The 7545-nt window shown below is 36.6% G+C and carries 7 protein-coding genes and 1 tRNA gene; 6 read left to right on the forward strand and 2 right to left on the reverse strand.

What is annotated here, in order from left to right:
• Positions 1 to 31: 31 nt before the first annotated feature.
• Genes CXF67_RS13165 through CXF67_RS13175 form a run of 3 tightly spaced genes read left to right on the forward strand, consistent with a single transcriptional unit; the run spans position 32 to position 4412 of the window.
• On the forward strand, positions 32 to 892 hold the full coding sequence (locus tag CXF67_RS13165; RefSeq protein ID WP_102089162.1) for an MBL fold metallo-hydrolase: 861 nt from the start codon (positions 32 to 34) through the stop codon (positions 890 to 892).
• A 14-nt stretch (positions 893 to 906) separates the two neighbouring features.
• Positions 907 to 2589 (forward strand): S8 family peptidase, encoded by a 1683-nt coding sequence (locus tag CXF67_RS13170; protein WP_102089163.1) that lies wholly within the window; start codon positions 907 to 909, stop codon positions 2587 to 2589.
• Positions 2589 to 4412 (forward strand): M1 family metallopeptidase, encoded by a 1824-nt coding sequence (locus tag CXF67_RS13175; protein ID WP_102089164.1) that lies wholly within the window; start codon positions 2589 to 2591, stop codon positions 4410 to 4412. The genes CXF67_RS13170 and CXF67_RS13175 overlap by 1 nt, the downstream gene beginning before the upstream one ends.
• A 383-nt stretch (positions 4413 to 4795) precedes the next feature.
• Here the strand turns inward: CXF67_RS13175 and CXF67_RS13180 are convergent, their stop codons facing one another.
• Together CXF67_RS13180 and rbfA are read right to left on the reverse strand one after the other, a co-directional pair.
• Positions 4796 to 5992, reverse strand: coding sequence for an ABC transporter permease (locus tag CXF67_RS13180; RefSeq protein ID WP_102089165.1), 1197 nt, complete (start codon positions 5990 to 5992; stop codon positions 4796 to 4798).
• Positions 5989 to 6381, reverse strand: a complete 393-nt coding sequence (gene rbfA / locus CXF67_RS13185; protein ID WP_102089166.1) for a 30S ribosome-binding factor RbfA — start codon at positions 6379 to 6381, stop codon at positions 5989 to 5991. Before rbfA ends, CXF67_RS13180 begins: the two co-directional genes overlap by 4 nt.
• Positions 6382 to 6466: 85 nt before the next feature.
• Between rbfA and mce the strand changes: the two genes are divergently transcribed.
• From mce to CXF67_RS13200, 3 genes are all read left to right on the forward strand, one after another.
• The gene (mce, locus tag CXF67_RS13190; RefSeq protein WP_102089167.1) at positions 6467 to 6871 is read left to right on the forward strand and encodes a methylmalonyl-CoA epimerase; all 405 of its coding nucleotides are present in this window, start codon (positions 6467 to 6469) and stop codon (positions 6869 to 6871) included.
• 73 nt (positions 6872 to 6944) lie between these two features.
• Positions 6945 to 7018, forward strand: a tRNA-Ile gene (locus tag CXF67_RS13195).
• A 147-nt stretch (positions 7019 to 7165) separates the two neighbouring features.
• Positions 7166 to 7545, forward strand: a 380-nt coding sequence (locus CXF67_RS13200) for a hypothetical protein (protein WP_219621039.1), incomplete at its 3' end; no start/stop codon positions are given.

The raw sequence follows: 7545 nt of genomic DNA on the forward strand, positions 1-7545 counted from the left end.
CTTTTAGTACTTTGCTGCTAAAATAAAGCTTATGACCTTATATCCTGTAGAAACTGGAAATTTTAAACTAGACGGCGGTGCCATGTTTGGCGTTGTGCCAAAATCGCTTTGGCAACGAACTAATCCAGCAGATTCTAATAATATGATAGACATTGCTGCAACCAGTTTGTTGATTGAAAATGGTGAGCAACTTATTCTAATCGACACAGGTTTGGGGAACAAACAAAGTGATAAATTCTTTAGTTACTACTATAGATGGGGAGACCACACTTTGGATAAGTCACTAAAAAAACATGGATTCCATAGAGATGATATCACCGATGTGTTTATGACTCACCTTCACTTTGATCACTGTGGAGGTAGTATTCAGTGGAATAAAAACAAAACAGGTTACGAACCTGCTTTTAAGAATGCAAAATTCTGGACCAACCAAGAACACTGGGACTGGGCTATAAACCCCAACGATCGCGAAAATGCTTCCTTTCTTAAGGAAAATCTTTTACCGATGCAGGAGAGCGGTCACTTACATTTTTTGGAACGCACTCAAAAAAGGCATTTTTACGAGGAATTGGGATTTGAAGTCCTCTTTGTAGACGGCCATACCGATAAACAGATGATTCCAATCATAGACTATAAAGGGAAAAAATTGGTTTTTGCGGCAGATTTACTTCCTACAGCAGGCCATATTCCTCTCCCTTATGTCATGGGTTTTGACACCAGACCCTTAAAGACACTTCAGGAAAAAAAGATATTTCTAGAAGAGGCGACTCAAAACAATTATCACCTCTTTCTTGAGCATGATGCTCACAACGAAATCATCAACCTAAAAGACACTGAAAAAGGAATACGACTTGACTCTACTTTCAGTTTTAATGAACTCTTTACTAATTAATTTAATTTTAAAACATGACGACAAAAACAATTAAGATAGGCGCTTGGGGCCTTTTATTTTCAGGATTCCTAGTAGGTTGTGCCAGTGGACCAAAGATCACTTCAGAACCCATCCCCAACTTACAGAACGCAAAGGCTAAAACATCAGAACTTACAGATGATGAACTTGAAGTTTGGGGAAGCAAAGATCTTTTGAAAGACACCATCCCAGGAATGAGCGTGGATAGAGCTTACCAAGAAATCATTAAAAACTACAAAGGAGAAAGCGTCATTGTTGCTGTTCTTGATAGTGGTATTGATATTGAACATGAAGATTTTGAAGGGGTGATCTGGACTAATATTGATGAAATTCCTGAGAACGGAATAGACGATGACAAAAATGGTTTTGTCGATGATATCCACGGCTGGAATTTCCTTGGTGACGTTGTTGAAGAAAATCTTGAATACACGAGAATAGTAAGAGATTACCAAGATAAATTTGAAGGTAAATCTGAAAGCGATATCTCTAAAGATAACTTAGAGAACTTTAAATTATACAAGTCTGCAAAGGCTGAATATGACAAAGAGCTAACTAGTACTAATGCCAGTTTAAATCGGTATGTCACTATGAACAATCAGCTCCAAGAAGCTGAGGAGAGTTTAAAAATTGAACTTGATGTTGATGAGCTTGGTATAGAGAATCTAACGGCCTACGAACCTGAAGACGATACCAGTCTCAACCAAAAAATGCTACTCCTCAACGTTATGAATAATATTGGTGAAGATCTAGGTGACATAGAAGACCAACTTGCCCAAGCTATGGAGTATTTTGGCAATAGAACCAAATACCATTTCAATTTGGAATTGAATACTAGAGCCGAAATACTAGGCGACGATCCAGACGATTTTTCAACACGCTTTTATGGAAATAACCAAGTGAGTGGTCCCAATGAAGATAAGAAAGATGCCAAGCACGGTACTCATGTGGCTGGAATTATAGCAGCCAATAGAATAAATGACAAAGGTGTAAAAGGCGTTGCAGGAAACGTCTTAATTATGCCAATAAGAGCGGTTCCAGATGGAGATGAATACGATAAAGACATCGCTATGGGTATTCGCTATGCAGTCGATAACGGTGCTAAAGTCATTAACACGTCCTTTGGAAAATACTTTTCAACGCATCCAGAATGGGTCATGGAAGCTATAGCGTATGCAGCAGAAAATGATGTATTAATCGTAAATGCTGCCGGAAACGAAGGCATTGATCTAGATGAAACACGAGTATATCCTAATGATGAAACTCCAGAAAATCCAATCAATTTCGTGGATAACTTTATCAACGTGGGTTCTATAACTTCAGAATATGGAGGGAATTTAGTTTCAGGATTTTCAAACTATGGAGATAACAGTGTGGACGTTTTTGCGCCGGGATCTTCTATATATGCAACCACTCCACTAAACACCTATGAATTCCTACAAGGAACCTCTATGGCTTCTCCAAACGTAGCTGGTGTTGCAGCAATGGTCCGCTCTATTTATCCTAAACTCTCTGCTGCTCAAGTCAAACAAATTCTTATGGATTCTGGACTAAGTACAGATCAAGAGGTGGTTCTTGGAGGAGATCCAGAAAACACCCTACCCTTTGATAAGATTTCAGTATCAGGAAAAATGGTAAATATGTATAATGCTTTAATATTGGCTTCTAAAACTAAAAAATAATGACAAAAACTTTTTTAACGATTGCATTTATCTTTTCATTTTCAATTCTTTCTGCCCAAAACTCTACAGGGTATTGGCAGCAGCATGTGGATTATGAAATGGAAATTGATTTTGACGCCAAAGATTACCAGTACGATGGATCACAAGTTCTGAAATACACCAATAATTCTCCAGATACATTAAAACGGGTTTTTTATCATATGTATTTTAATGCTTTCCAACCAGGTAGTGAAATGGATGTGAGATCTAGAACGATCGAAGATCCAGACTCTAGAGTTGGAGATCGTATTTCTAAACTTAGCGATGAGGAAATTGGATTTATGAGAGCAAAAACTCTTCGACAAGATGGGGAAAAGCTAAACTTTAAATTAGTGGGAACTGTCCTTGAAGTTGAGCTCAATGAGCCTATTTTACCTAAAAAGTCAAGTACTTTCAAAATGGATTTTGAAGGTCAAGTCCCTATTCAAATTCGTAGATCTGGAAGAAATAATGCCGAAGGTGTTGAACTTTCTATGACGCAATGGTATCCTAAAATGGCAGAATATGATTTTGAAGGCTGGCATGCAGACCCTTATATTGGTAGAGAATTTCATGGTGTTTGGGGAAACTTTGATGTTAAGATCTCTATAGATAAAGATTTCATTTTGGGAGGTTCTGGATATATCCAAAACCCCAACGAAGTTGGTTATGGATATGAAGATGAGGGAGAAAAAGTAAGACGAAAAGGGAAAAAGCTTACTTGGCATTTTAATGCGCCAAATGTACATGACTTCACGTGGGCTGCAGACAAAGACTATATCCATGATAAAATCACTGGAAGGGATGGCACTACTCTTCACTTTTTATACAAGGACAATACGGAAATTATTGAAAATTGGAAGAATTTACAATCCAAAACTTCAGATATATTGGATTTCTTCAATGAACACATTGGCCCATATCCCTACGATCAATACTCTGTTATACAAGGAGGTGATGGAGGCATGGAATATGCGATGTGTACACTTATTACAGGAGAGAGAGAATTTGGTAGCTTAGTAGGAGTCACTGCACATGAAATGGCTCATTCTTGGTTTCAGCATATTTTAGCAACAGATGAAGCTCAGCATGAATGGATGGACGAAGGTTTTACCTCCTATATTTCTGCATTAGCTATGAATGAGGTGATGGATCAAAATAGAGATAATGTATTTGAAAGAACTTATAAAGGCTATACAAGTCTGGCCAAGTCTGGTTTTGAACAACCACAAACCACCCATGCAGATCGTTATGAATACAACAGAGCCTATGGCGTAACTGCCTACTCAAAGGGGGCTGTATTTTTAGCTCAGCTAGGCTATTTAATTGGACAAGAGAATTTAGATAACACCCTAAATCGCTATTTCGATGAGTGGAAGTTTAAGCACCCAACGCCAAATGACTTTATCCGCATCGCTGAAAAAGTAAGTGGAGCTGAGTTAAGTTGGTACCTCAACGACTGGACAAGAACAACCAATACAATAGATTATGCAATAAAAGGCGTGAGTGTTGAACCTGAAACCACTCTAGTAACTCTTGAACGAGTTGCTCTTACACCAATGCCTATCGAAATAAAAGTTGACTTTAAAGGAGGAACATCAGAGCTGTATTATATTCCTTTAAGGATTATGAGATGGACAAAGCCAGACGCTACTAATATTGAGGAAGATTGGGCTTGGGCTTATCCAACTTATACCTTGGAAATTCCTACAGCTCAATACGAAATTGAGAAAATTGAAATTGACCCAAGTGGTTTAATGGCAGATGTTGATAGAGAAAACAACGTTATGGTTTTGGGGGAGTAATTAGTCTCCATAGCTATTATAAGAATAAAAAGTCCATTCAAAATTGAATGGACTTTTTGTTTTAAGAAACTGTATCGATTATTTAGTACTAGACAAACTTCTTTATTCATTCTCGATTTGTCCTTTAAATATCGCGCATAATCCGTTTCTATCTTAAGGGAAGTCCTCTTTGGATACAGTTATACCAAATTAAATTTATAATGTCGTATAAATAAATTGAATTATTTTTTGATTGATTGAAGTTGAAAATAATTAGCATAGCCTTAGTTACGGTAATTATTTTTGATAAAAAGCAGGCGAAAAAGAAACGATTTATTGCGACATTATAAGTTTAATTCGGTATTAGTAAAGAACACACAAAAGAGTTTTTATACCGAATTAAATTACTTTAGGGAACGCTTCACCGTTTGAGAGGAAATATAGGAGGCTAATAAGCCAAGGCTTGTTATAGTAAAGAACACAATAAAAATATTTACGACTTCCAGTCTTACGGGATAAGCTAAACTCGGAGTAATCATAATCCATTGAAACTGAAGTTGGGACAAAACCACTATAATCGCGAGAAAAAGACCTATGATGCCCCCAGCGATACTCATTAAGCTACCTTGAAAGAAAAAGATTCGTTGTATCTCAATCTCGGTTAAGCCTAAATTCAGAAGAGTTTTAGAATTTTGCCGCTTTTCTAGCACGGCCATGATGATAGATCCTATCACATTAAAAAGGGCTATGATAATCACTAAGGTAAAAATAAGATAAACTGCCAGATTTTCTGTGTTCAACATTTTGTAAAGACTATCATTCAGCTGGATCCTATCTTTTACCAGCACTTGGCTATCAAAAATATCCTCCACCTCTTTTTTTACTGAAGCCATATCGGCTGACTTAGCAATTTGCAGTTCCAGAGAAGTCACTTCGTTTTGTTTCAACTGTAGCAATTGTCTGGCGAAATTTATATCTGTAAAGGCATATTTTTTATCCAACTCTTCATTGATAGAGTAAATTCCTGTTACCGTAGCATTGGCAGTTCTAAAAGCCTCTTTTACATCTAAAATTTGTCCCTTTCCTGGTTTGGGAACATAGAACTTTAAAAGACCTGTATAATCTCTGACCCCTACAGAAAGTTTTCTAGACAGATCGTTACCTAACACCACTTGGTAAGCATCATTTTCAATCCACTGACCCAGAAAGATACTCGACTTTATAGCGTTGATAGTTTTAAAATTAGTGTCAACACCCTTGATGAAGCCTGGCGTGTTTTTAGATTTGAAACTCAATAGAACGCGTTCTTCAATCACTTCCGAATAGCGAACGATATCTGGATTATTCGATAAAGCAGACAGTTGACTCGACTCTAACATAAACGTCTTTCCTACTTTAGAGAACACCTTTAAGTCTGGATCGAATTTGTTGGTAAAAGATAAGCTGAATTCCTTAAGTCCCGAAAAGGCAGATAAGACAACAAACAAAGCTAGAGCACCAGCGATGACACCTACAGAGGCAATCCAAGTGATGACATTTATAGCCGTGTTGGAACTCTTGGAAAAGAAATAGCGCTTAGCGATGTAAAAAGAAATATTCAATTTTTCTTCCGCTTGTTCAGTAAGTCAGGATTCTTAATAGGGTCGTTTTTTCCTTTAAAAGCTTGTTCTAAATCATTGATGTATTCTATAGAATCATCATTGAAAAATTCTAGTTCTGGCATACGTCGCAACTGGTTTCTGGTTCGCGTGGCGACCTGATGCTTTATTTTAGACTTCATCATTCGGATTTCTTCCACAATTTGCTCAGATTTTTCAGAAGGAAAAATGCTTAAATGCGCTTTGGCTTGCAGTAAATCTGGAGTCACCCTCACCTTGGTCACCGAGATGATTAAGTTTTGAGTGCCAGCCGTTTTCAGCTCGAGTTGAATCACTTCAGCTAAATCTTTTTGAAGTATTCCCGCAATTTTCTTTTGTCTATTTGATTCCATGATGCAAAGGTAGAATAATTATATAAATGCTAGTTTTGTGAATGATGTAAACTTTAGCGCATTTAAATTTAAAAATTTACCTCTTATGATCAAAAAAATAGAACATATTGGCATCGCTGTTAACGACCTAGAGGCGGCCACAAAAACCTATGAAAGCTTATTTAAAGCCTCTCCTTACAAAATGGAAACCGTAGAACGGGAAGGTGTGAAAACTGTCTTTTTTGAATGTGGAGAAAGTAAAATCGAGCTACTGGGAGCCACACGAGACGATAGCCCAATTGGTAAATACCTCAGCAAGCAAAGGGAAGGTATTCACCACATAGCCTTTTTTGTAGATGACCTCGCCTCTGAAATGAGCAGATTACAGCAAGAAGGTTTTCAGCTCTTAAGTGAGTCGCCTAAACGTGGTGCAGACAATAAATCTATTGTGTTTTTACACCCCAAAGGCAACCATGGCGTGCTTATAGAACTTTGTGAAGATCAAGGTTAATTAAAGTCAAGAATTACTTTGGTTGATAGTAAACTTATACTTATTTTTGCACTCCTTAACAATAATCAGCCTTGGTCCCATAGCTCAGCTGGTTAGAGCACCTGACTCATAATCAGGTGGCCCTTGGTTCGAGTCCAAGTGGGACCACTAGTAAAATCAAAGGCTTACAAAGATGTAAGCCTTTTTTTATTTCCTGTTTTAACACATTTTTAACACAAAAGGCATTTAAACCTAAAATATTTCTTCCCTTACCAAAATTTACTTGTTTTAACTTTAATTTCAATTATAGTTAAAATGAAAATTAATCATTTGCTTTCATTCAAGGGTATTCTGTTATTTATTTTATTGAATAACTTATATCAAGGTTTCGCTCAACAACCTGAAATCCCTAAGCTAGAGAGTAAAAAAATTGAAATTCAAAATATGATTAATTTTTTGAATGATTCAATTGTTAAAATTGATAGGGAAATTAAGAAATTAGAAATGAGTGAGTTTAATAAAGTTGTTTATGATACTACTGCCTTAAAAATTAATATTACTAATGGCGCAAAATTGAGAGAGAAACCTGATGCGTTTTCTGATTTAATAATAGAATTAAATAGTGATAAAACTGTTTATCTGTACGATTTTGAAAATGATTATTATAAAGTTTGTGCAGATTCGTTTTGTGGTTA

It is taken from the genome of Psychroflexus sp. MES1-P1E (genome assembly GCF_002836055.1).
Lineage (GTDB): Bacteria > Bacteroidota > Bacteroidia > Flavobacteriales > Flavobacteriaceae > Psychroflexus.